At 53.8% G+C, this 22531-nt stretch carries 18 protein-coding genes; 15 read left to right on the top strand and 3 right to left on the bottom strand.

Features of this window, described 5'->3' with window-relative positions; translation table 11 throughout:
* The first annotated feature begins 10 nt into the window (after window positions 1-10).
* On the top strand, window positions 11-1651 hold the full coding sequence (locus ACE38U_RS11090; RefSeq protein WP_176981586.1) for a thiamine pyrophosphate-binding protein: 1641 nt from the start codon (window positions 11-13) through the stop codon (window positions 1649-1651).
* A 124-nt stretch (window positions 1652-1775) separates the two neighbouring features.
* On the opposite strand, the gene loiP is transcribed toward ACE38U_RS11090, so the two are convergent.
* Entirely contained in the window at window positions 1776-2534 is a 759-nt protein-coding gene (loiP, locus tag ACE38U_RS11095; protein ID WP_038479050.1) for a metalloprotease LoiP, read from the bottom strand.
* Between the two features lie 269 nt (window positions 2535-2803).
* Between loiP and tkt the strand changes: the two genes are divergently transcribed.
* The 12 genes from tkt (at window position 2804) to ACE38U_RS11155 (ending at window position 18544) form a co-directional block, all read left to right on the top strand.
* Window positions 2804-4795: a transketolase gene (tkt, locus tag ACE38U_RS11100; protein WP_176981588.1), complete on the top strand. Its 1992-nt coding sequence runs from the start codon at window positions 2804-2806 to the stop codon at window positions 4793-4795.
* Between the two features lie 327 nt (window positions 4796-5122).
* Complete coding sequence (gene epd / locus ACE38U_RS11105) at window positions 5123-6169, top strand: erythrose-4-phosphate dehydrogenase (protein ID WP_038479056.1); 1047 nt, start codon at window positions 5123-5125, stop codon at window positions 6167-6169.
* Window positions 6170-6190: 21 nt separating this feature from the next.
* On the top strand, window positions 6191-7354 hold the full coding sequence (gene pgk / locus ACE38U_RS11110; protein WP_038479059.1) for a phosphoglycerate kinase: 1164 nt from the start codon (window positions 6191-6193) through the stop codon (window positions 7352-7354).
* A 97-nt stretch (window positions 7355-7451) separates the two neighbouring features.
* Entirely contained in the window at window positions 7452-8531 is a 1080-nt protein-coding gene (gene fbaA, locus ACE38U_RS11115; protein ID WP_038479063.1) for a class II fructose-bisphosphate aldolase, read from the top strand.
* 402 nt (window positions 8532-8933) lie between these two features.
* Window positions 8934-9872: a transcriptional regulator TdcA gene (tdcA, locus tag ACE38U_RS11120; RefSeq protein WP_176981589.1), complete on the top strand. Its 939-nt coding sequence runs from the start codon at window positions 8934-8936 to the stop codon at window positions 9870-9872.
* 99 nt (window positions 9873-9971) lie between these two features.
* Window positions 9972-10970, top strand: a complete 999-nt coding sequence (gene tdcB, locus ACE38U_RS11125) for a bifunctional threonine ammonia-lyase/L-serine ammonia-lyase TdcB (RefSeq protein WP_038479069.1) — start codon at window positions 9972-9974, stop codon at window positions 10968-10970.
* Window positions 10971-10985: 15 nt separating this feature from the next.
* The gene (gene tdcC, locus ACE38U_RS11130) at window positions 10986-12317 is read left to right on the top strand and encodes a threonine/serine transporter TdcC (RefSeq protein ID WP_038479072.1); all 1332 of its coding nucleotides are present in this window, start codon (window positions 10986-10988) and stop codon (window positions 12315-12317) included.
* Between the two features lie 36 nt (window positions 12318-12353).
* On the top strand, window positions 12354-13562 hold the full coding sequence (gene tdcD, locus ACE38U_RS11135) for a propionate kinase (RefSeq protein WP_038479075.1): 1209 nt from the start codon (window positions 12354-12356) through the stop codon (window positions 13560-13562).
* A gap of 29 nt (window positions 13563-13591) precedes the next feature.
* Entirely contained in the window at window positions 13592-15886 is a 2295-nt protein-coding gene (gene pflB / locus ACE38U_RS11140) for a formate C-acetyltransferase (protein WP_375529746.1), read from the top strand.
* Window positions 15887-16057: 171 nt separating this feature from the next.
* The gene (mscS, locus tag ACE38U_RS11145; protein ID WP_375529747.1) at window positions 16058-16918 is read left to right on the top strand and encodes a small-conductance mechanosensitive channel MscS; all 861 of its coding nucleotides are present in this window, start codon (window positions 16058-16060) and stop codon (window positions 16916-16918) included.
* A gap of 142 nt (window positions 16919-17060) precedes the next feature.
* Complete coding sequence (argO, locus tag ACE38U_RS11150) at window positions 17061-17696, top strand: arginine exporter ArgO (protein ID WP_375529748.1); 636 nt, start codon at window positions 17061-17063, stop codon at window positions 17694-17696.
* Between the two features lie 110 nt (window positions 17697-17806).
* Window positions 17807-18544 carry an oxidative stress defense protein gene (locus ACE38U_RS11155; RefSeq protein WP_038479089.1) on the top strand — a complete coding sequence of 246 codons (738 nt, stop codon included), beginning with the start codon at window positions 17807-17809 and terminating at the stop codon, window positions 18542-18544.
* 53 nt (window positions 18545-18597) lie between these two features.
* Here the strand turns inward: ACE38U_RS11155 and argP are convergent, their stop codons facing one another.
* Complete coding sequence (argP, locus tag ACE38U_RS11160; protein ID WP_008461592.1) at window positions 18598-19497, bottom strand: DNA-binding transcriptional regulator ArgP; 900 nt, start codon at window positions 19495-19497, stop codon at window positions 18598-18600.
* A gap of 188 nt (window positions 19498-19685) precedes the next feature.
* Between argP and rpiA the strand changes: the two genes are divergently transcribed.
* Entirely contained in the window at window positions 19686-20345 is a 660-nt protein-coding gene (rpiA, locus tag ACE38U_RS11165) for a ribose-5-phosphate isomerase RpiA (protein ID WP_038479093.1), read from the top strand.
* A 303-nt stretch (window positions 20346-20648) separates the two neighbouring features.
* The gene (gene serA / locus ACE38U_RS11170) at window positions 20649-21887 is read left to right on the top strand and encodes a phosphoglycerate dehydrogenase (protein WP_038479096.1); all 1239 of its coding nucleotides are present in this window, start codon (window positions 20649-20651) and stop codon (window positions 21885-21887) included.
* A 38-nt stretch (window positions 21888-21925) separates the two neighbouring features.
* Here the strand turns inward: serA and ACE38U_RS11175 are convergent, their stop codons facing one another.
* Window positions 21926-22522: a 5-formyltetrahydrofolate cyclo-ligase gene (locus ACE38U_RS11175; protein ID WP_375529749.1), complete on the bottom strand. Its 597-nt coding sequence runs from the start codon at window positions 22520-22522 to the stop codon at window positions 21926-21928.
* Window positions 22523-22531: the final 9 nt, after the last annotated feature.

Here is a 22531-nt window from a genome sequence, read left to right on the forward strand (position 1 = left end):
AGGGTGAGCAATGAGTGAAATGATAACCGTCGGCGACGCCATCGCCAGAACGCTGGAACAGTATAAGGTTGAGGCCATTTATGGCGTCATCTCTATTCATAACTTACCTATCGCGGATGCGGTGGGGCAGCGCGGGAATATCCGCTTTGTCCCGGCGCGCGGTGAAGCGGGTTCTGTCACTATGGCCGACGCCCACGGGCGTTTTTCCGGCCTTGGCGTGGCGCTAACCAGCACCGGTGCGGGCGCAGGTAACGCGGTGGGCGCGCTGGTTGAGGCGATGAATGCCTGCACGCCGCTATTGCATCTGACCGGTCAGGTGGAGAAAGCCTGGCTGGATGCCGACACCGGGTTTATCCATGAAACCCGCGATCAGCTGACCTTCCTGAAGGCCAGCTCAAAACGGGCGTATCGCATCAGCAATGCCAACCAGGCGATGGCGATTCTGCATAAAGCCATTCAGGAGGCGCAGACCCCGCCGTGTGGACCAGTCTCTGTCGAAATCCCGATCGATATTCAGGGGGCGAAGATCCCGCTGTCGCTGGTGACGGCACCGGTAAAAGCGGCTTCGGCTTCAACCGTAGATGCCACGGTTGTCGATACGCTGTGGGCGCAGCTAAAACAGGCGAAACAGCCGCTACTGTGGCTGGGCGGCGGGGCTCTGGGCTGCTCAGAAGCAGTGAAAAAACTGGCGGATGCGGGGATTACCGTTATCTCCAGCACCCATGCGCGCGGCGTGCTGGCGGACAGCCACCGTGCCAGCCTGCGAGCGTTCCATAACTCGCCGTCGGTTGAGGCTCTCATCGCGCAGTGCGACTTTACGCTGGTGGCCGGTTCACGCCTGCGCAGTAACGAAACCCGCTCGTGGACGCTTGAACTACCGCATCCGCGCGTGCAGGTTGATATCGATCCGGCGGCGGCGAGCCGTAACTACCTGATGGACAACACCCTCGTGGCTGACTGTGCTTCGCTGATGGCCGCCCTGGCCGATAAAGCGCAGGGGCGTGAATGGGGCGATGCCCATTGGGATGCTCAGGTGCAGGAGGCGGTAGCCAAAGCGGATCAGGGGCTACGGGAGCAGTGCGGGGCCTATGCGAAGCTCAATGATGCTATCGAGAAAGCGTTACCGAAAGATGGCCTGCTGGTACGCGATATCACCGTTTCCGGCAGCCTGTGGGGCAGCCGTTTGTTCCGCGCGCACGGGCCGCTGATGAACATCCACTCCCTCGCAGGGGCGATCGGTATGGGTCTGCCGATGGCCATCGGCACCGCGATTGCTAATCCACAACGTAAGGTCGTGGGGCTGGTCGGCGATGGCGGCTTGAGCCTGAACATGGGAGAACTGGCGACGCTGGCGCAGGAGAAAGCTAACGTCACGCTGCTGGTGATGAACGATGGCGGTTACGGCGTGATGCGTGGCATTCAGGATAAGTATTTCGGCGGGCGTCAGTATTATAACGAGCTGCATACGCCGGATTTCACCCAGCTTGCTCAGGCGATTGGCCTGCAGGCCTGGAGCGTGGAACGGGCTGAGGATTTTGACTCGGTGATGACTGAAGCTCTGGCGATGCCGGGGCCTTCGGTCGTAGAAGTGCGAATGGGGCTGATAGGTGCCCTGAAGTTCGCCGGGCCACCGCAGAAGACGCTTTACTAAGGTATTGGCTGTGGCGCTCTTCTTGAACTGTTCGGGGAGAGCTTAGGCAGATGTTCTGGGCAGGGTTAACACGCTTAGCCCTATAACGATCGACCTGTTATTCAGGCCGATCGTTGCCACATATTTATTTAATCCCGTCCGCCGCCATACGGTCGCGGATGTGCTGGGCACGCGCGGCAGACGCCGGGTGGTCGTCCAGCATGGAGCTTTGACGGCCTTCGTCGAGCTTAGCCAGTTTCTCAAAGCTGGTGGCAAGGCCGGTCGGGTTGATACCACGTTTGCGCAACAGATCGTAAGAGTAGTCGTCAGCCTCGGACTCCTGGCGCTGGGAGAACTGAGCGTTGACCAGTTTTTCGCCTAAATCCCCAAGCTGAGACTGCGACAGGTTGCCAATCACGCCGCCCGCAGATGCCGCTGCAACACGTGCTGCGTTAGCCCCGAGCGCGACCTGCATACCTTTTTTCACGTGGCCGAGCGCGACGTGCCCCATTTCGTGGCCAATCACCGCTTCGACTTCGTTGTCATCCATGATGTCCATCAGGCCGCTGTAGACGCGGATACAGCCGTTCGCCATGGCGAAGGCGTTGACGTCCTTGGTGACGTACACCTTGTAGTTGACCGGCAGGCCGTTGATGTTATCGCCCAGCGCGGAGGCAATTTTGTTCAGCCGCTGGGTGTAGGGGCTGTCTGCCGGGGCAATCGTGGCTTTGCTGTCCTGCTGCTTGCAGGCGTCATCGCTCAGGGTTTTGACCTGGGCATCGCTTAGCGTGTAGGCCTGGAAAGCTTCGGCTCCGGAGGTAAGTAGCCCGTTGGAGTCCATTCCCTGGCAGCCGGTCAGCAGGGCCGCGACGCTCAGGCTCAACAATATTGGGCGCATCTTCATGGCCATTTTTCCTTTCTTTATAATAGGTAAAAACAGAATCGGATTTACCGCAGGCGAGGCGGCTCCACACTCAGTATAAAGAAGAATAAATGGCCTGCGCATCAGGTTGCGCAACTTGCGAGCGTTATCCAGAGATTTCTTACCCTGTCAACGGCGCGCCGCATGTACATGACCATTCCCCTGGTGTACATTGTTGTCACATTTTCGGGCGTAGCCCATAACGCATCGTAGTCAAGGCGCGATCTTCAACCATCCGATCTGGAGTCAAAATGTCCTCTCGTAAAGAGCTTGCCAATGCTATTCGTGCGCTCAGCATGGACGCAGTACAAAAAGCCAAATCCGGTCACCCGGGTGCCCCTATGGGCATGGCCGACATTGCCGAAGTCCTGTGGCGTGATTTCCTGAACCATAACCCACAGAACCCGTTATGGGCTGACCGTGACCGCTTCGTGCTGTCCAACGGCCACGGTTCTATGCTGATTTACAGCCTGCTGCACCTCAGCGGTTATGACCTGCCGATTGAACAGCTGAAAAACTTCCGTCAGCTGCATTCTCAGACTCCGGGCCACCCGGAAGTGGGCTACACCGCAGGTGTTGAAACCACGACTGGCCCTCTGGGTCAGGGCATCGCGAACGCGGTCGGTATGGCTATCGCAGAGAAAACGCTGGCGGCGCAGTTCAACCGCCCAGGACACGACATCGTGGACCACTTCACCTATGCATTCATGGGTGATGGCTGCATGATGGAAGGCATCTCTCACGAGGTTTGCTCTCTGGCGGGTACCCTGAAGCTGGGTAAACTGGTTGCTTTCTATGACGACAACGGCATCTCCATCGACGGCCACGTTGAAGGCTGGTTCACCGACGATACTGCGAAACGCTTTGAAGCCTACGGCTGGCACGTAGTGCGCGGCGTAGACGGTCACGACGCGGCGGCTATCAAACGTGCGGTAGAAGAAGCGCGCGCTGTTACCGACAAACCTTCCCTGCTGATGTGCAAAACCATCATCGGTTTCGGTTCCCCGAACAAAGCCGGTACTCACGACTCCCACGGCGCACCGCTGGGTGATGCAGAGATCGCACTGACTCGTGAAGCGCTGGGCTGGAACCACGCGCCGTTCGAAATCCCTTCTGACATCTATGCTCAGTGGGATGCGAAAGAAGCAGGTCAGGTTAAAGAAGCGGCCTGGAACGAGAAGTTCGCTGCCTACGCCAAAGCCTTCCCGCAGGAAGCCGCTGAGTATACTCGCCGCGTGAAGGGCGAAATGCCGGCTGACTTCGATGCAAAAGCAAACGAATTCATCGCTAAGCTGCAGGCAAATCCATCCAAAATTGCCAGCCGTAAAGCGTCTCAGAATGCTATCGAAGCGTTCGGCCCGCTGCTGCCAGAATTCCTGGGCGGCTCCGCTGACCTGGCGCCTTCTAACCTGACTATCTGGTCCGGTTCTAAAGCGATTAACGAAGATACCGCCGGGAACTACATCCACTACGGCGTGCGCGAATTCGGTATGACCGCGATTGCCAACGGTATCTCCCTGCACGGTGGTTTCCTGCCGTACACCTCTACCTTCCTGATGTTCGTAGAATATGCCCGTAACGCGGTGCGTATGGCTGCGCTGATGAAACAGCGTCAGGTGATGGTTTATACCCACGACTCCATCGGCCTGGGCGAAGATGGCCCGACTCACCAGCCGGTTGAGCAGGTTGCTTCCCTGCGCGTGACCCCGAACATGAGCACCTGGCGCCCATGTGACCAGGTTGAGTCCGCGGTGGCGTGGAAATACGGCGTTGAGCGTCACGACGGCCCGACCGCACTGATCCTTTCCCGTCAGAACCTGGCTCAGCAGGATCGTACCGAGCAGCAGCTGAAAGACATCGCTCGCGGTGGCTACGTGCTGAAAGACTGCGCGGGTCAGCCTGAGCTTATCTTCATCGCTACCGGTTCCGAAGTTGAGCTGGCCGTGGCGGCATGGGACAAGCTGACTGCCGAAGGCGTGAAGGCGCGCGTGGTTTCCATGCCTTCTACCGACGCATTCGACAAGCAGGATGCTGCTTACCGTGAATCCGTGCTGCCGAAAGCCGTTCCTGCTCGCGTGGCTATCGAAGCCGGCATCGCTGACTACTGGTACAAATACGTTGGCCTGAACGGCGCTATCGTTGGCATGACCACCTTCGGTGAGTCTGCTCCAGCGGAACTGCTGTTCGAAGAGTTTGGCTTCACCGTGGAAAACGTGGTGAAACAGGCTAAAGCGATTCTGTAATCCGTCTCGATAAATATGAGGGTCGCTTCGGCGGCCCTTTTTTATGCCGATTATTCCACTAATGCCCTGTTCTTTATTCCACCACTGCGGCGTTGAGTTGCAGTTATTCCACCAAAACTGTGATGTGCGTCAGAAGTTGAGCTGAGCATATTGGGGTATCGTTCCTTTTATTCCCGCTTTCGCTTAACATAGCTGAAGCGTTTCAGTCGAATAAATGTTCGACAATTAAGCAAACAAGTGCAGTTTCATGAGTGCGAGGATTCCCCTCGGGCGGTTGCTGGATTACTCTGTCAGCCACTAAATCCCAGGGATTCTGGCAGGAGAGATATGACCGTACGCATCGCTATTAATGGCTTCGGTCGCATTGGGCGCAACGTGGTACGTGCTTTGTACGAATCTGGTCGCCGTGCGGAAATTACCGTGGTAGCAATCAACGAACTGGCAGACGCTGCGGGTATCGCGCATCTGTTGAAGTACGATACCAGCCACGGCCGCTTTGCCTGGGATGTGCGCCAGGAGCGCGAAGTCCTGTTTGTGGGCGATGACAGCATTCGCCTGCTGCACGAACCGACCATTGAGGCGCTGCCATGGCGCGAGCTTGGCGTTGATATCGTGCTGGACTGTACCGGCGTATTCGGCTCCCGCGCTGACGGTGAAGCCCACCTCGCGGCAGGGGCGAAAAAAGTGCTGTTCTCGCACCCTGGCGGCAACGATCTCGATGCTACCGTCGTTTATGGCGTTAACCATGAACTGGTCGAAGACAGCCACCGCATCGTCTCCAACGCCTCCTGCACCACAAACTGTATTATTCCGATTATTAAACTGCTGGATGAAGCGTTTGGCATTGAGTCCGGGACGGTCACGACCATCCACTCGGCGATGCACGATCAGCAGGTTATTGACGCCTATCACCCCGATTTACGACGCACCCGCGCGGCGAGTCAGTCGATCATTCCGGTGGATACGCGTCTTGCAGCCGGTATCACGCGTATTTTCCCACAGTTCAATGACCGTTTTGAGGCCATTGCGGTGCGTGTACCGACGATAAACGTCACGGCAATTGATTTAAGCGTCACGGTCAAAAATTCGGTAAATGCATGTGAAGTCAACCACTTGCTGCAAAAAGCGGCACAGGAAGCATTTCATGGTATAGTTGACTATACGGAATTACCGTTGGTCTCTACTGATTTTAACCACGATCCGCACAGTGCAATCGTCGACGGCACGCAAACGCGGGTCAGTGGGCAACATCTGATTAAAACTCTAGTCTGGTGTGATAACGAATGGGGCTTTGCCAACAGGATGCTCGATACCACGTTGGTTATGGCTCAATGGATTTCAGGTAAGGCGCACGTTGCGTCTGCAAAACTTTAAGAATCAACGAGAGGATTCACCATGTCTGTAATTAAGATGACCGATCTGGATCTGGCGGGCAAACGCGTTTTCATCCGTGCCGATCTGAACGTGCCGGTTAAAGACGGGAAAGTCACCAGCGATGCACGTATCCGTGCTTCTCTGCCGACCATTGAACTGGCTCTGAAACAGGGCGCTAAAGTCATGGTTACTTCTCACCTGGGTCGTCCGACCGAAGGCGAGTACAACGAAGAATTCTCTCTGCTGCCAGTTGTTAACTACCTGAAAGACAAACTGTCTAACCCGGTTCGTCTGGTAAAAGATTACCTGGACGGCGTAGAAGTTGCCGCGGGTGAACTGGTTGTGCTGGAAAACGTTCGATTCAACAAAGGCGAGAAAAAAGACGACGAAGCGCTGTCCAAAAAATACGCCGCACTGTGCGACGTGTTCGTGATGGACGCATTCGGTACTGCACACCGTGCGCAGGCTTCTACTCACGGCATCGCTAAATTTGCTGACGTTGCCTGTGCAGGCCCGCTGCTGGCAGACGAACTGGAAGCGCTGGGTAAAGCCCTGAAAGAACCTGCTCGTCCAATGGTTGCTATCGTTGGCGGTTCTAAAGTTTCTACCAAACTGACCGTGCTGGACTCCCTGTCCAAAATTGCTGACCAGCTGATCGTTGGCGGCGGCATCGCGAACACCTTCGTGGCAGCTCAAGGCCACAACGTCGGTAAATCCCTGTACGAAGCAGACCTGGTTGATACCGCGAAAGAACTGCTGACCCGCTGCGATATCCCAGTACCAACCGACGTTCGCGTTGCGACCGAGTTCTCCGAAACCGCGACTGCAACCCTGAAGTCCGTGAACGACATCAAAGACGAAGAGCAGATTCTGGATATGGGCGATGTTTCCGCTGAGAAACTGGCTGAAATCCTGAAAAACGCGAAAACCATTCTGTGGAACGGCCCGGTCGGCGTGTTCGAATTCCCTAACTTCCGTAAAGGGACCGAAATCGTTGCTCGCGCTATCGCAGACAGCGAAGCCTTCTCTATCGCAGGCGGCGGCGACACTCTGGCGGCTATCGACCTGTTCGGTATCGCAGACAAAATTTCCTACATCTCTACCGGCGGCGGCGCATTCCTCGAGTTCGTGGAAGGCAAAGTACTGCCAGCTGTAGCGATGCTCGAAGAGCGCGCTAAGAAGTAATTCCTACGGGCAGGGTATCCTGCCCGTTGATTTATTGCCGCCCGGCAAGATTCAGGACGGTGATTCGATTTTTCCAAGGCCTACAGGACACATCAACATGTCTAAAATTTTTGATTTCGTAAAACCAGGTGTTGTAACTGGCGACGACGTACAGAAAATCTTCCAGGTAGCAAAAGAGAACAACTTTGCTCTGCCAGCCGTTAACTGCGTCGGTACCGACTCTATTAACGCCGTTCTGGAAACCGCTGCGAAAGTAAAATCTCCGGTTATCGTTCAGTTCTCCAACGGCGGTGCTGCTTTCATCGCTGGTAAAGGCGTGAAAACTGATGTTCCACAGGGTGCTGCTATCCTGGGTGCAATCTCTGGTGCGCACCATGTTCACCAGATGGCTGAACATTACGGTGTTCCGGTTATCCTGCACACTGACCACTGCGCTAAGAAACTGCTGCCGTGGATCGATGGCCTGCTGGACGCGGGTGAAAAACACTTTGCCGCTACCGGTAAACCACTGTTCTCTTCCCACATGATTGACCTGTCCGAAGAGTCTCTGGAAGAAAACATCGAAATCAGCTCAAAATACCTGGCTCGCATGTCCAAACTGGGCATGACCCTGGAAATCGAACTGGGCTGCACCGGCGGTGAAGAAGACGGCGTGGACAACAGCCACATGGACGCTTCTGCTCTGTATACCCAGCCAGAAGACGTTGATTACGCTTACACCGAGCTGAGCAAAATCAGCCCACGCTTCACCATCGCGGCTTCCTTCGGTAACGTGCACGGCGTGTACAAACCAGGTAACGTGGTTCTGACCCCAACCATCCTGCGCGACTCTCAGGACTATGTTTCTAAGAAACATAACCTGCCGCACAACAGCCTGAACTTCGTCTTCCACGGCGGTTCCGGTTCTTCCGCTCAGGAAATCAAAGACTCCGTAAGCTACGGCGTTATCAAAATGAACATCGATACCGACACCCAATGGGCGACCTGGGAAGGTATTCTGAACTACTACAAAGAAAACGAAGCTTACCTGCAGGGTCAGCTGGGTAACCCGAAAGGCGCTGACCAGCCGAACAAAAAATACTACGATCCACGCGTCTGGCTGCGTTCAGCTCAGAGCTCCATGATCGTTCGCCTGGAGCAGGCATTCAAAGAGCTGAACGCGGTAGACGTTCTGTAATTTGAGTTTAGCCTTGCTTTAGTGAAAACCCGCTTCGGCGGGTTTTTTTATATTCAAATAAAAGTGTAATATTTGCAGGTGTTTTTAATATTAAATCATATTTTTACCTGGCTGGATGAATTAACGGCAATCTGTATAAATTTTCATTTCTGATAACAGCTTACTGACATTTATATGAATTTATTATCACCATAACTTTATTTTATTCAGGATATTTAGGTTGACCTTAATCATATAAATGGCAGATCGCAAAATCATAACTCATTGTTATTTTTGTATTTTATTGTATTCGAGTGCTTATTGAACAAATCATGGTTGAGCAGTTGTGAGTCGCAGCACATAACCTTTAACGGGGAATTCGTAAGATCGCTGCCATCGGCAACTTATTAGGCATGGCGCTTTATGGATAATACGACATTACCTAAAACACAGCACCTGGTCGTATTTCAGGAAGTGGTAAGAAGTGGTTCATTTGGCTCTGCGGCGAAGCAGATGGGTTTGACTCAGCCAGCGGTCAGTAAAATTATCAGCGACATGGAGGCTCTGTTCGGACTGGAGCTTATCATTCGCAAAAATACCGGCGTTCAGCTCACCGTGGCAGGTAAAGTGCTGCTCGGCTACGCCGAGTCTATTACCCGCGAAATGCGCAATATGTGCAACGAAATGAGCAGCCTGGTCGGCAGCGAGGCGGTGGATGTTTCCTTCGGCTATCCTTCACTTATCGGCTTTACTTTCCTGCCGGGCATGATGAAAGCCTTCAAAGAGCTGTACCCTCATGCCGAAGTCTCGATGTTTGAAGCGCAGCTTTGTTCCTTCTTACCGGCAATACGCGACGGCAGGCTGGACTTTGCTATCGGCACGCTCAGCGACGAAATGCTACTTCAGGATTTACATATTGAGCCGCTGTTCGAATCAGAGTTTATTCTGGTTGCCAGCCGAACACGAACGCGCGGAGGCGCGATGACGCTTCGCTCATTAAGCCATGAGCAGTGGGTGTTGCCTCACACCGAAATGGGCTACTACAGCGAACTCCTGACCATCCTGCAAAAGAACCACATCACCAGCGATAAAATCATCAAAACTGACTCCGTAGTCACCATCTATAACATGGTGCTGACCGCCGGTTTCCTGACGATTATTCCCCGTGAAATGATCGCCCCCTTTGGTTCTCAGGAGTTTATTCAGGTTCCCTTAACGGATGAACTGCCTGTAGCACGCTATGCCGCGGTATGGTCAAAAAATTGCCGAATAAAAAAATCAGCCGCCACGTTGGTCGAATTAGCCAGAGTGCATTCAGTACGTAATCAATATCAATTTAATAAATTAACGGTGGTGGCTTAGCAAAACTAACCAACTCGCTTTTTATTATTAATTAACCAAGGGCGGCGAATTGCATCTATTTGCCATCTCTAATATTGCATTTTTAATGCAGAGGTCAACATGCATATCGACAACGAACTTCCTGTCACTTTTAACGATGTTCTCGAAGCGAAAAAAAGAATATCTGGATTTGTGTATAAAACCGGGATGCCTCGCTCTAATTATCTTAGCGAATGCTGTAAAGGTGACATCTATTTAAAATTTGAAAATATGCAGCGCACCGGCTCGTTTAAAATGCGCGGCGCATTCAACAAGCTTAGCTCGCTGAGCGAAGAGGAAAGAGCCCGGGGCGTCGTGGCCTGCTCTGCGGGGAATCATGCCCAGGGCGTTTCATTGTCCTGTGCGCTTCTCGGTATCAACGGCAAGGTGGTGATGCCAAAAGGGGCACCAAAGTCGAAGGTCGCCGCCACCACAGATTATTCGGCTCAGGTCATTATCCACGGCGACAATTTTAACGAAACCATCGCTAAGGTTAGCGAGATTGTTGAAACCGAAGGGCGCATCTTTATCCCACCTTTTGATGATGAAAAAGTGATTGCCGGGCAGGGCACGATTGGCCTGGAGATCCTTGAAGATCTATACGACGTCGATAATGTGATTGTGCCTATTGGCGGCGGTGGCCTGATTGCCGGGATTGCGGTAGCGATTAAATCCATTAACCCAACGATTAATATTATTGGCGTGCAGGCAGAAAACGTTCACGGCATGGCCTCTTCTTTCCGTACTGGCGAAATTACCGCGTATCGAGCAAGCAGCACGTTGGCTGACGGTTGTGACGTCGCTCGCCCAGGGGCGTTAACCTTCGAAATCGTTAAAAAATTAGTCACCGATATTATTTTGGTCAGCGAAGAAGAGATCAGAAATAGCATGGTGGCACTTATTCAGAGAAACAAAATTGTCACCGAGGGGGCCGGTGCGCTTGCCTGTGCTGCTTTATTAAGCGGCAAGCTTGACCATTATATTAAAGGCCGGAAAACCGTGAGTATTATTTCTGGCGGAAATATTGATTTGTCTCGCGTCTCTGAAATTACTGGCACCGCGGAAGCCTGCCTGAGTTAAATAAGGATCTTCATTATGAGTAATGCAGAAACAACCCTTGTTGGTCAAAAAGAATCCTCCCTGTGGCGTAAGTCCGATACCACCTGGACCCTCGGCCTGTTTGGCACCGCCATCGGCGCGGGAGTACTGTTTTTCCCGATTCGCGCGGGCTATGGCGGCCTGATCCCAATATTGATCATGCTGGTCCTGGCCTACCCAATCGCTTTCTTCTGCCACCGGGCGCTGGCGCGGCTGTGCCTTTCCGGCAGTAACCCATCGGGAAATATCACCGAAACCGTAGAGGAGCATTTTGGTAAAACCGGCGGGGTGGTTATCACCTTCCTGTACTTCTTTGCCATTTGCCCGCTGCTGTGGATTTACGGCGTCACCATCACTAACACCTTCATGACCTTCTGGGAAAATCAGCTCCAGCTTATGCCGTTAAATCGTGGGCTGGTCGCGCTGTTGCTGCTGATGTTGATGGCCTTTGTCATCTTCTTCGGCAAGGATCTGATGGTGAAGGTGATGAGCTATCTCGTTTTCCCGTTCATCGCGAGCCTGATTATTATTTCCCTGTCGCTGATCCCTTACTGGAATTCGGCGGTTATCGAGCAGGTGAATCTGAGTGAAATCGCCTTGACCGGGCATGACGGCATTCTGGTGACGGTGTGGCTCGGTATCTCCATCATGGTGTTCTCCTTTAACTTCTCGCCGATTGTCTCTTCTTTTGTAGTGTCGAAGCGCGAAGAGTACGAAGCGGATTTCGGAAAAGCCTATACCGAAGATAAGTGCTCAAAAATCATCTCACGTGCCAGCATGTTGATGGTCGGCGTGGTGATGTTCTTCGCCTTCAGCTGCCTGTTCACGCTGTCGCCGCAGAACATGGCTGAAGCGAAAGCGCAGAACATTCCGGTGCTGTCCTACCTCGCTAACCATTTCTCTTCGCTGTCCGGTTCTAAGTCTACTTTTGCCACGGTGCTGGAATACGGCGCGTCGATTATCGCCCTGGTGGCCATTTTCAAATCCTTCTTTGGTCACTACCTGGGTACGCTGGAAGGGCTGAATGGCCTGGTCCTGAAGTTTGGCTATAAGAGCGACAAAACGAAGATTTCTCAGAGCAAACTTAATCTGATCAGCATGGCGTTTATCATGGGGTCAACCTGGGTTGTGGCCTACGCTAACCCCAACATTCTTGACCTGATTGAAGCAATGGGGGCCCCGATTATTGCCTCTCTGCTGTGCCTGCTGCCGATGTACGCTATTCGTAAAGTCCCGGCGCTGAGCAAATATAGAGGCAGAACCGAAAACATCTTCGTTACCGCGATCGGCCTGCTGACGATCCTGAATATCGTATACAAAATCTTGTAATTAATCGTCATGGGCTCAGGATGAGTGAACGTTAATATGAATGAATATCCGGTAATATTAACCATAAATTGTGGTTCATCTTCAGTTAAGTTTTCCGTGCTGGATGAAATTTCCATGGAGCCACTTTTAGCGGGGATTTGCGAGGGGATTAACACCGAGGCGACCACGCTGATTGTTAATAGCGGCGAGCCGGTGAAGTTGGCTCATTCCGATTATGAAGATGCGCTGGCGGCAATTGCTCTCGAACTTGAAAAGCGCAACCTGATTGAATGCGTGGCCTATATAGGCCACCGCATTGCGCACGGCGGGGCTATTTTTGGCGAATCGGTATTGCTCACGGATGAGGTTGTGGAGCAAATTCGTGCCGTTTCACCGCTCGCTCCGCTGCACAATTATGCCAACCTTAGCGGCGTCGCCTCTGCCCGGCTGCGCTTTCCTGGCGTGCCGCAGGTCGCGGTATTTGATACCAGTTTTCATCAGACGATTAGCCCGGAAGCCTACCTTTATGGCCTGCCGTACAGCTACTTCAAAGAGCACGGCGTCAGGCGCTATGGGTTCCACGGCACCTCTCACCGCTACGTTTCAATGCAGGCTGCTGAGTTGCCTGAACTGAAAGGCGTCTCATCAGGGCTGGTGATTGCTCATCTGGGTAACGGCGCGTCGGTTTGTGCGGTTGCAGGAGGGCAAAGCGTCGATACCTCTATGGGAATGACGCCGCTGGAAGGGCTCATCATGGGCACGCGGTGTGGCGACGTGGACTTCGGGGCGATGGTGTGGCTGGCAAGGCAAACCGGGCAATCGCTGGATGACCTTGAGCAGGTGGCAAACACCGAATCAGGCCTGCTGGGGCTTTCGGGTATCTCTTCCGACCTGAGGACGCTGGAGAAAGCCTGGCGGGAAGGTGACGCTCGTGCCGAACTGGCGATAAACACTTTTGTGCACCGTATCGCCAGAGCCATAGGCGGGCATGCTACTTCGCTCCCCCGTTTTGACGGTTTAATTTTTACCGGCGGCATTGGCGAAAATTCCGTGCTTATTCGCAGGCTGGTCATTAAACATTTACGCGTATTCGGCATAGAAATGGATGAAGAAAAAAACGCGCGGCCTAATTCTGACGGCGAGCGAATTATTTCATCCGAAAGTTCTGCGGTGCTGTGCGCGGTAATTCCTACCAATGAAGAAAAAATGATTGCTTTTGATGCCCGACGGCTGGGGAAAGCCTCTCATTTAGCGGAATTCGCTTAATCTCATTTGTTGTACAGAGGATTGAATTAATGAAAATGGATATTGATATCTCCCATGATAATTATGCTCATGCCTGGCAGCAGTTCCGTGGAGAAAGCTGGCAGCATGAAATTAACGTTCGGGATTTTATCCAGCAAAACTATACGCCGTATGAAGGGGATGATGCATTTCTGACGGGAGCGACGGCGGCTACTACGGCGCTGTGGGAAAAGGTGATGGAAGGCATTCGTGTCGAAAATGCCACCCATGCGCCGGTAGACTTTGACACCAACGTTGCTACTTCAATTACCGCTCACGCCCCCGGCTACATTATTCAGGAACGTGAAAAGATCGTTGGCCTGCAGACGGATAAACCACTGAAGCGCGCGCTGCATCCTTTTGGCGGCATCAATATGATCAAAAGCTCGTTTGAAGCTTATGGTCGAAAAATGGATCGCGAGTTCGAATACCAGTTTACCGAATTACGCAAAACCCATAATCAGGGCGTGTTCGACGTTTATTCGCCGGATATTCTGCGCTGCCGCAAGTCCGGCGTTTTAACGGGATTACCGGACGGCTACGGGCGTGGCCGAATCATCGGGGATTATCGCCGCGTGGCGCTGTATGGCATCGGCTATCTGGTCCGCGAGCGTGAGCTACAGTTTGCCGATCTGCAGCAGAAGCTGGAGCGTGGGGAGGATCTTGAAGCGACGATTCGCCTGCGTGAAGAGCTGGCGGAACATCGCCACGCGTTACTGCAAATTCAGGAAATGGCCGCAGGCTACGGCTTTGATATCTCGCGACCTGCAGGCAACGCGCAGGAGGCAATTCAGTGGCTGTATTTTGCCTATCTGGCGGCGGTGAAGTCGCAAAACGGCGGGGCGATGTCGCTTGGGCGTACCGCGACCTTTATCGATATTTACATTGAGCGCGATATTAAATCTGGCCTGCTCAACGAGCAGCAGGCGCAGGAATTAATTGACCATTTCATTATGAAAATCCGCATGGTGCGCTTCCTGCGCACGCCGGAGTTTGATTCGCTGTTCTCCGGAGATCCTATCTGGGCCACCGAAGTGTTGGGCGGAATGGGGCTGGACGGTCGTACGCTGGTGACGAAAAGTACCTTCCGCTACCTGAATACGCTGCACACCATGGGGCCTGCGCCAGAGCCTAACTTGACCATTCTTTGGTCAGAAGCGCTGCCGGGCGCGTTCAAAGTCTATGCTGCCAGAGTGTCTATCGAAACCTCGTCATTGCAGTATGAAAATGATGATCTGATGCGCAGCGATTTCGACAGTGACGATTACGCTATTGCCTGCTGCGTAAGCCCGATGATCATTGGCAAACAGATGCAGTTCTTTGGTGCTCGCGCCAACCTGGCGAAAACCCTGCTGTACTGCATTAACGGTGGGGTGGATGAAAAGCTGAAGATTCAGGTCGGGCCTAAAACCCCGATGTTGCTCGACGACGTGCTGGACTATGACAAGGTGATGGCCAGCCTTGATAGCTTTATGGACTGGCTGGCGGTGCAGTACGTGACGGCGCTTAATCTCATCCACTATATGCACGATAAATACAGCTACGAAGCGTCGCTGATGGCGCTGCATGACAGGGATGTTTACCGCACGATGGCGTGCGGGATTGCCGGGCTTTCGGTGGCGGTGGACTCGCTTTCGGCTATCAAACACGCGGTGGTTAAGCCAGTACGTGACCACACCGGATTGGCGGTAGATTTTGTGATTGAGGGCGACTATCCGCAGTACGGCAATAATGACGACCGCGTGGACGCCATTGCCTGTGACCTGGTTGAACGTTTTATGAAGAAAATTCAGGCGCTGCCCACCTACCGTGACGCGGTGCCGACGCAATCGATCCTGACGATTACCTCCAATGTGGTTTACGGGCAGAAAACGGGTAATACGCCCGATGGGCGCAGGGGCGGAACGCCGTTCGCTCCCGGTGCTAACCCGATGCACGGGCGTGACACTAAGGGGGCCGTGGCCTCGCTGACTTCCGTGGCGAAGCTGCCGTTTAGCTACGCGAAAGACGGCATTTCCTATACGTTTTCCATCGTTCCGGCCGCGCTGGGTAAAGATGACTCCGTTCGTCGCCATAACCTGGTGGGGCTGCTTGACGGTTATTTCCATCACGATGTTAAAACGGAAGGCGGCCAGCACCTGAACGTCAACGTAATGAATCGTGAGATGCTGATGGATGCCATTGAACATCCGGAAAATTACCCGACGCTAACCATTCGAGTTTCCGGCTACGCGGTGCGTTTTAACGCGCTTACCCGCGAGCAGCAGCAGGACGTGATTTCCAGAACCTTCACCCAGGCGCTGTAAGCCGCTAATAAGCCCGGACAGATGTCCGGGTTTTTCCCTTCTTTTGCCGTATTAACACGCAATTCGTGAACAATTTTGTGACCTGCTTGGCACATTCATGCGTTTTTGTTTACCCTTTACGGTCTGAGCTGCCTCTCCAGGCGTAGAAACTTTTCGGACAAGGAACAGTAAATGGAAGATCTCAACGTAGTAGACAGTATTCACAATGCAGGAGGCTGGCTGGCGAGAAATCAGGAGCTCCTGCTCAGTTATGTGGTGAACATCGTTGCCGCACTTGCCATCCTGATTGTCGGGATGATCGTTGCCCGCCTGATTTCCAGCACGGTGAATCGCCTGATGCTGGCTCGTGGCATAGACAGCACCGTGGCTGATTTCCTCTCCGCGCTGGTACGCTACGGCATTATTGCCTTCACGCTGATTGCGGCTCTGAGCCGGGTTGGGGTGCAAACCGCTTCCGTGATTGCCGTTCTCGGTGCCGCCGGTTTGGCCGTTGGTCTGGCGCTACAGGGCTCGTTGTCCAACCTCGCCGCAGGCGTGCTGCTGGTGACCTTCCGTCCGTTCCGTACCGGCGAGTATGTTGACCTCGGCGGCATTGCAGGCACCGTGCTTAACGTGCAGATCTTCTCCACCACGATGCGCACGGTTGACGGCAAAATCGTGGTGGTGCCAAACGGTAAAATCATCGCCGGCAATATCATCAACTTCTCCCGCGAGCCGGTGCGCCGTAATGAATTTATCATTGGCGTCTCTTACGAGGCTGATATCGACCAGGTTAAGCAGATCCTCACCGATATCGTGAGCCGCGACGAGCGCGTGCTAAAAGATAGAGATATCACGGTGCGTGTTAATGAACTTGGGCCTTCTTCGGTAAACTTTGTGGTGCGTGCCTGGAGTAAGAGCGGCGACCTGCAAAATGTTTACTGGGACGTGCTGGAGCAAATTAAGAAGGGGCTGGATGCCAATGGCATCGGCATTCCTTACCCGCAAATGGACGTTCACGTTCGTAAAACGAACGACGCTGAAAACGCATAATCCTCAAGGCCAGCTTCCGCTGGCCTTATTTTTGCCTCTGGTGATTAGTAATTCTTATTAGTGATTAATAATATCCATTTCCTCTAATAATTTTTGCGCATTACACTCACGCCAAATGATGAATATTTGAAGGGTGTGCAGCGTGTTAGCTTATTATTTTCAAGGTATTGCATTGGGGGCGGCGCTGATTCTTCCGCTGGGGCCGCAAAATGCTTTCGTGATGAATCAGGGCATTCGTCGTCAGTATCATTTGATGATCGCCTCGCTGTGCGCGCTGAGCGACATTATTCTCATTTGCGGCGGGATTTTTGGCGGCAGTGCCATCCTGATGCAGTCTCCCTGGCTGCTGGCGCTGGTCACGTGGGGCGGCGTGGCATTTCTGCTGTGGTACGGCTGGGGCGCGCTGCGCACGGCGATGAGCAGCAATGTGGAACTAGCCTCGGCAGAGGTGCTCAAGCAGGGGCGCTGGAAAATCGTCGTCACTATGCTGGCGGTCACCTGGCTCAACCCGCACGTTTATCTGGATACATTTGTGGTGCTCGGTAGCCTGGGTGGCCAGCTTGCTGATGAAGCGAAACGCTGGTTTGCTTTGGGCACCATCAGCGCCTCTATTCTCTGGTTTTACGGTCTGGCAACGCTTGCCGCCTGGCTTGCGCCACGTCTGCGCACGGCGAAAGCCCAGCGTATTATTAATGGCGTCGTTGGCGTAGTGATGTGGGTTATCGCGGCTCAGCTGGCCAGAGATGGCGTGCAGCATATCGCGGCGCTCGTGGGCTAATTCGCCATAATCTGATAGACAAGTTACTATTACAGGCTAAGCTTGCTGGCAGACGCCGGGAGTTTGTCGAACGGCGTAATCACAGTGGAACGTAGCACGGAGGAGTTACAGTGAAGTTTAAAATTTTAGCATTAGCCGCGTTAATGGGATTAGGTTCTGTTTCTGTACAGGCAGGCGAGTTGCCAAACGGGCCGCACGTGGTCACCTCCGGGACAGCCAGCGTCGATGCAGTACCTGATATCGCCACGCTCGCCATCGAAGTCAATGTGACCGCTAAGGACGCAGCTTCCGCCAAAAAACAGGCTGACGATCGCGTGGCGCAATATCTGACCTTCCTGCAGAAAAATGGCGTAGAGAAGAAGGACATCAATGCCGCCAACCTGCGCACACAGCCAGAATATGATTACCTGAAAGACGGTAAAACCCAGTTGAAGGGCTACCGTGCGGTACGCCAGGTGGAAGTCACCCTGCGTCAGCTGGATAAAATGAACGAACTGCTTGATGGTGCGCTGAAGTCCGGCCTGAACGAAATCCGTTCCGTGTCCCTGGGCGTTGCACATCCGGAAGAATACAAGGATAAAGCACGTAAAGAAGCGATTACCGATGCGACCCGTCAGGCGAAGCTGTTGGCAGAAGGCTTTAACAGCAAGCTGGGGCCGGTATACAGCGTGCGTTACCACGTTTCTAACTACCAGCCAGCGCCGATGGTTCGCATGATGAAAGCGAACGCAGCAGCGCCGGCTTCCGCTCAGGATACCTACGATCAGCAGACTATTCAGTTTGACGACCAGGTTGATGTGGTGTTTGAACTGCAGGGCGCACAGACTCCGGCTGCTCCTGCTCAGTAAGATTTGATCTTCACCTTAACCCTCGCCGTTCCAGGCGAGGGTTAATCAAAGCGTTATTCCGTATCCTGCCTCAATACCTTATGCCCGTACTCCAGCAAAGCATCCGTCACGTTACGCATCATGCGGCTTTCAGGCGCAAAGCGGTGCCAGTAAAGCATGCGTCGCTGCAGCAGGCCCGGCGTCAGGTCGATTAATTCGCCGCTATTCAACTCGCGCTCAATTTGCAGATGCGGGATCATACAGCAGGTTGTGCCCTGGCGAGCCAGCTGCACAAAGGCTTCCGAAGAGTTAACGATATGGCACGGCACGCTGCCCGGCGACAGGTCAAAGTTCTGCTGTAAAAACGCCTGATGCATGTCGTCGAGATGATCGAACGCAACGGCGGGGGCTTTAAGCAGGGCTGAACGCGTGACGCCGTTAGGGAAATAGCGTTCGGCAAAATCTTTCGACCCAACAAACAGGTAGTCCAGCGCGCCCAGGCGATCCACCAGGCAGCTCGGCAGCGGCTGAGGCTGAATGGAAACCGCCCCGACCACTTCACCACGGCGCAGGCGTTCCTGAGTCCGGGTTTCATCTTCAACCTGAAGATTCAGGCGAATAGGCGAGTCGGCTAATACCGGCGCCAGAGCCGGCAGCAGCCAGGTTGCCAGACTGTCGGCGTTGACCGCCAGGGAAAGCAGCAGCGGCGTGGAGCCGGTTTGCTCGTCGCCCAGCCACTCTTCTTCCAGCAGCTCTACCTGGCGTAAAAGCGCCAGCAGTTTTTGGCCCTGCTCGGTAGGACGAGGCGGCACGGTGCGCACCAACAATGGCTGGCCGAACATCGTTTCCAGTTGCTTAATACGTTGTGAGACGGCCGACTGAGTAATGCACAGCTTCTGCGCCGCACGCTCAAATCCTCGTTCACGAATTACCGCATCCAGCGCCTGCAGCGTTCTGTAGTCCGGGCGTTTCATTGTTGTTCATTTGCTCCTGATTTCGTCGGGCAATCACTATGACATAAATTTGCCGTTGATTCAGACCAAATCGGCGAGCGGTGATTTCGTTCGAACGTGATGACGTTGGCATTGCGGCAAAGCCGGGGACATTTTTCCGATGCATGCTCTATAATGCGCGTCAGTTTCCACATCACAGGCATAAAATTATGACGCAGGATGAACTGAAAAAAGCAGTCGGATGGGCAGCACTCCAGTACGTGCAGCCGGGCACCATTGTGGGCGTGGGCACGGGCTCAACTGCCGCACACTTTATTGATGCTTTGGGCACCATCAAGCACCAGATTGAAGGCGCTGTTTCCAGCTCCGACGCTTCCACCGCGAAACTGAAAAGCCTTGGGATTACCGTTTTCGATCTCAATGAGGTGGACTCCTTAGGCGTTTATGTTGACGGTGCCGATGAGATTAACAACCAGATGCAGATGATCAAAGGCGGCGGTGCGGCCCTGACCCGCGAGAAAATCATCGCTTCGGTAGCAGAGAAGTTTGTCTGCATCGCGGACTCGTCCAAGCAGGTCGATATTCTTGGTAACTTCCCGCTGCCGGTTGAGGTTATCCCGATGGCGCGCAGCGCCGTAGCGCGTGAGCTGGTGAAGCTGGGCGGCCGCCCGGAATATCGCCAGGGCGTGGTAACGGACAACGGTAACATCATTCTGGATGTGCATGGTCTAAGCATCATGGAGCCGATGAAGCTGGAAAATACCATCAACGGTATGCCTGGCGTGGTGACCGTGGGGCTGTTTGCGAACCGCGGCGCGGATGTGGCGCTGATCGGCACCGCAGACGGCGTGAAAACCATCGTGAAATGATCTGACCGGGGCGCATCCCGCGCCCCAAAAATCCGTATAAAAAATGACAAATTATTTTAACGGCATATTTGGTGACATATATCACATTTTGGTAACAGTCCTGTGATTCATTCCTGGTTCTTCCTCCCTCCCAGCATTTTATTCTGACACCTGCCGCCTTATTCCCTCCTGACGAGACGGCGACGCAATCGTTCATATTGCCCCAAACGTAGATTTTGATATTTTGACAGAAGGGTAACTTATAGGCGGTGGCGCATCACCGCCCAGAAACGAACACAACAGCACAGAAATAGGGTCGGGGAAATGGCAAAAGTATCACTGGATAAAGACAGAATTAAATTCCTGCTTGTCGAAGGCGTGCACCAAAAAGCGGTGGATAATCTTCGCGCGGCGGGATACACCAACATTGAGTTTCATAAAGGCGCGCTGGATTCCGAAGCGCTCAAAGAGTCGATCCGTGATGCTCACTTCATTGGCCTGCGTTCCCGCACCCATTTGACCGAAGAGATCTTTGCCGCAGCCGAGAAGCTGGTGGCGGTGGGCTGTTTCTGCATTGGGACAAACCAGGTTGACCTGGACGCCGCCGCGAAGCGTGGGGTTCCGGTGTTCAACGCCCCGTTCTCTAACACCCGTTCCGTTGCTGAGCTGGTCATTGGCGAACTGCTGTTGCTGCTGCGCGGTATTCCAGAGGCTAACGCCAAAGCGCACCGTGGCGTGTGGAACAAGCTGGCCGTGGGTTCTTACGAGGCTCGTGGTAAAAAGCTGGGCATTATCGGTTACGGCCACATCGGCACGCAGCTGGGGATCCTCGCTGAATCTTTGGGAATGCACGTTTACTTCTACGACATCGAGAACAAGCTGCCGCTGGGTAACGCCACTCAGGTTCAGCATCTTTCCGACCTGCTGAATATGAGCGATGTGGTGAGTCTCCACGTGCCTGAAAACGCCTCGACCAAAAACATGATTGGCACTAACGAACTGGCGCTGATGAAGCCGGGTTCACTGCTGATCAACGCTTCTCGCGGCACGGTGGTGGATATTCCTGCTCTGTGCGGCGCGCTGTCCAGCAAACACCTGTCCGGTGCGGCCATCGACGTCTTCCCGACCGAACCTGCGACTAACAGCGATCCGTTTAACTCACCGCTGTGCGAGTTCGACAACGTTATCCTGACGCCACACATCGGCGGCTCGACTCAGGAAGCGCAGGAAAACATTGGCCTGGAAGTGGCGGGCAAGCTGGCGAAATACTCTGATAACGGCTCTACGCTGTCTGCGGTTAACTTCCCTGAAGTTTCTCTGCCGCTGCACGGCGGTACAACCAGCCGTCTGCTGCATATTCATGAGAACCGTCCGGGGATCCTGACCGCGCTTAACCAGATCTTTGCCGAGCAGGGCATCAACATTGCCGCTCAGTTCCTGCAGACTACGCCGCACATGGGCTACGTCGTGATTGATATTGATGCGCCGGAAGATGTTGCGGAGAAAGCGCTGAAATCAATGAAAGCAATTCCGGGCACAATCCGCGCCCGCCTGCTGTACTGATAGACGAGGCTGCCTCTTCCTCTGATGGGGAAGGGGCATTACCACTGCCAGAGGCGCGACGGTGTGATTACGGCTGGTAAAGGGATATCCCACTGCTCGACTGGCAATGCATCCACCTGCTGGCAATCGTGAGCCAGGCCAACCGGGTAAAGGCCGTGCTGCTGCCAATTCTGTAGCGTTCTGTCGTAAAACCCGCCGCCCATCCCCAAACGCTGTCCGGTTTCATCAAAGGCAACCAGAGGCGTAACCAGCACGTCCAGCCTGTTCAGCGGCAACACGTCGCGAACGTCCAGCTTAGGTTCTAGAATTTTCAGGCGATTAGTGACCAGATTGCTTTGCGGCGTATAGCGCAAAAAAAGCAGGTTACCGGCGCTAAAAGGGTGAAGAACCGGAAGGTAAACCTCTTTTCCCGCCTGCCACAGTGCTTCAATCAGCGGCGTGGTATCAAGCTCGCCGTCGAAGGAAAGAAACAGCGCCACGGTTTTCGCGTCAAGAACTGGCTCAAACGCCAGCATGCGTTCAGCGGCCTGTAGGGCAAAATTTTGTTGTTCAGCGGGAGTGAGTGACCGACGTCGCTGCCGGATTGTCTGGCGAATGTTCTGACGAAGCGTTGAGGTTAACGGGATATGCGTCATGATGGCTGG

Origin of the sequence: Cedecea selenatireducens (assembly GCF_042138895.1) — a bacterium.
GTDB lineage: Bacteria > Pseudomonadota > Gammaproteobacteria > Enterobacterales > Enterobacteriaceae > Cedecea > Cedecea selenatireducens.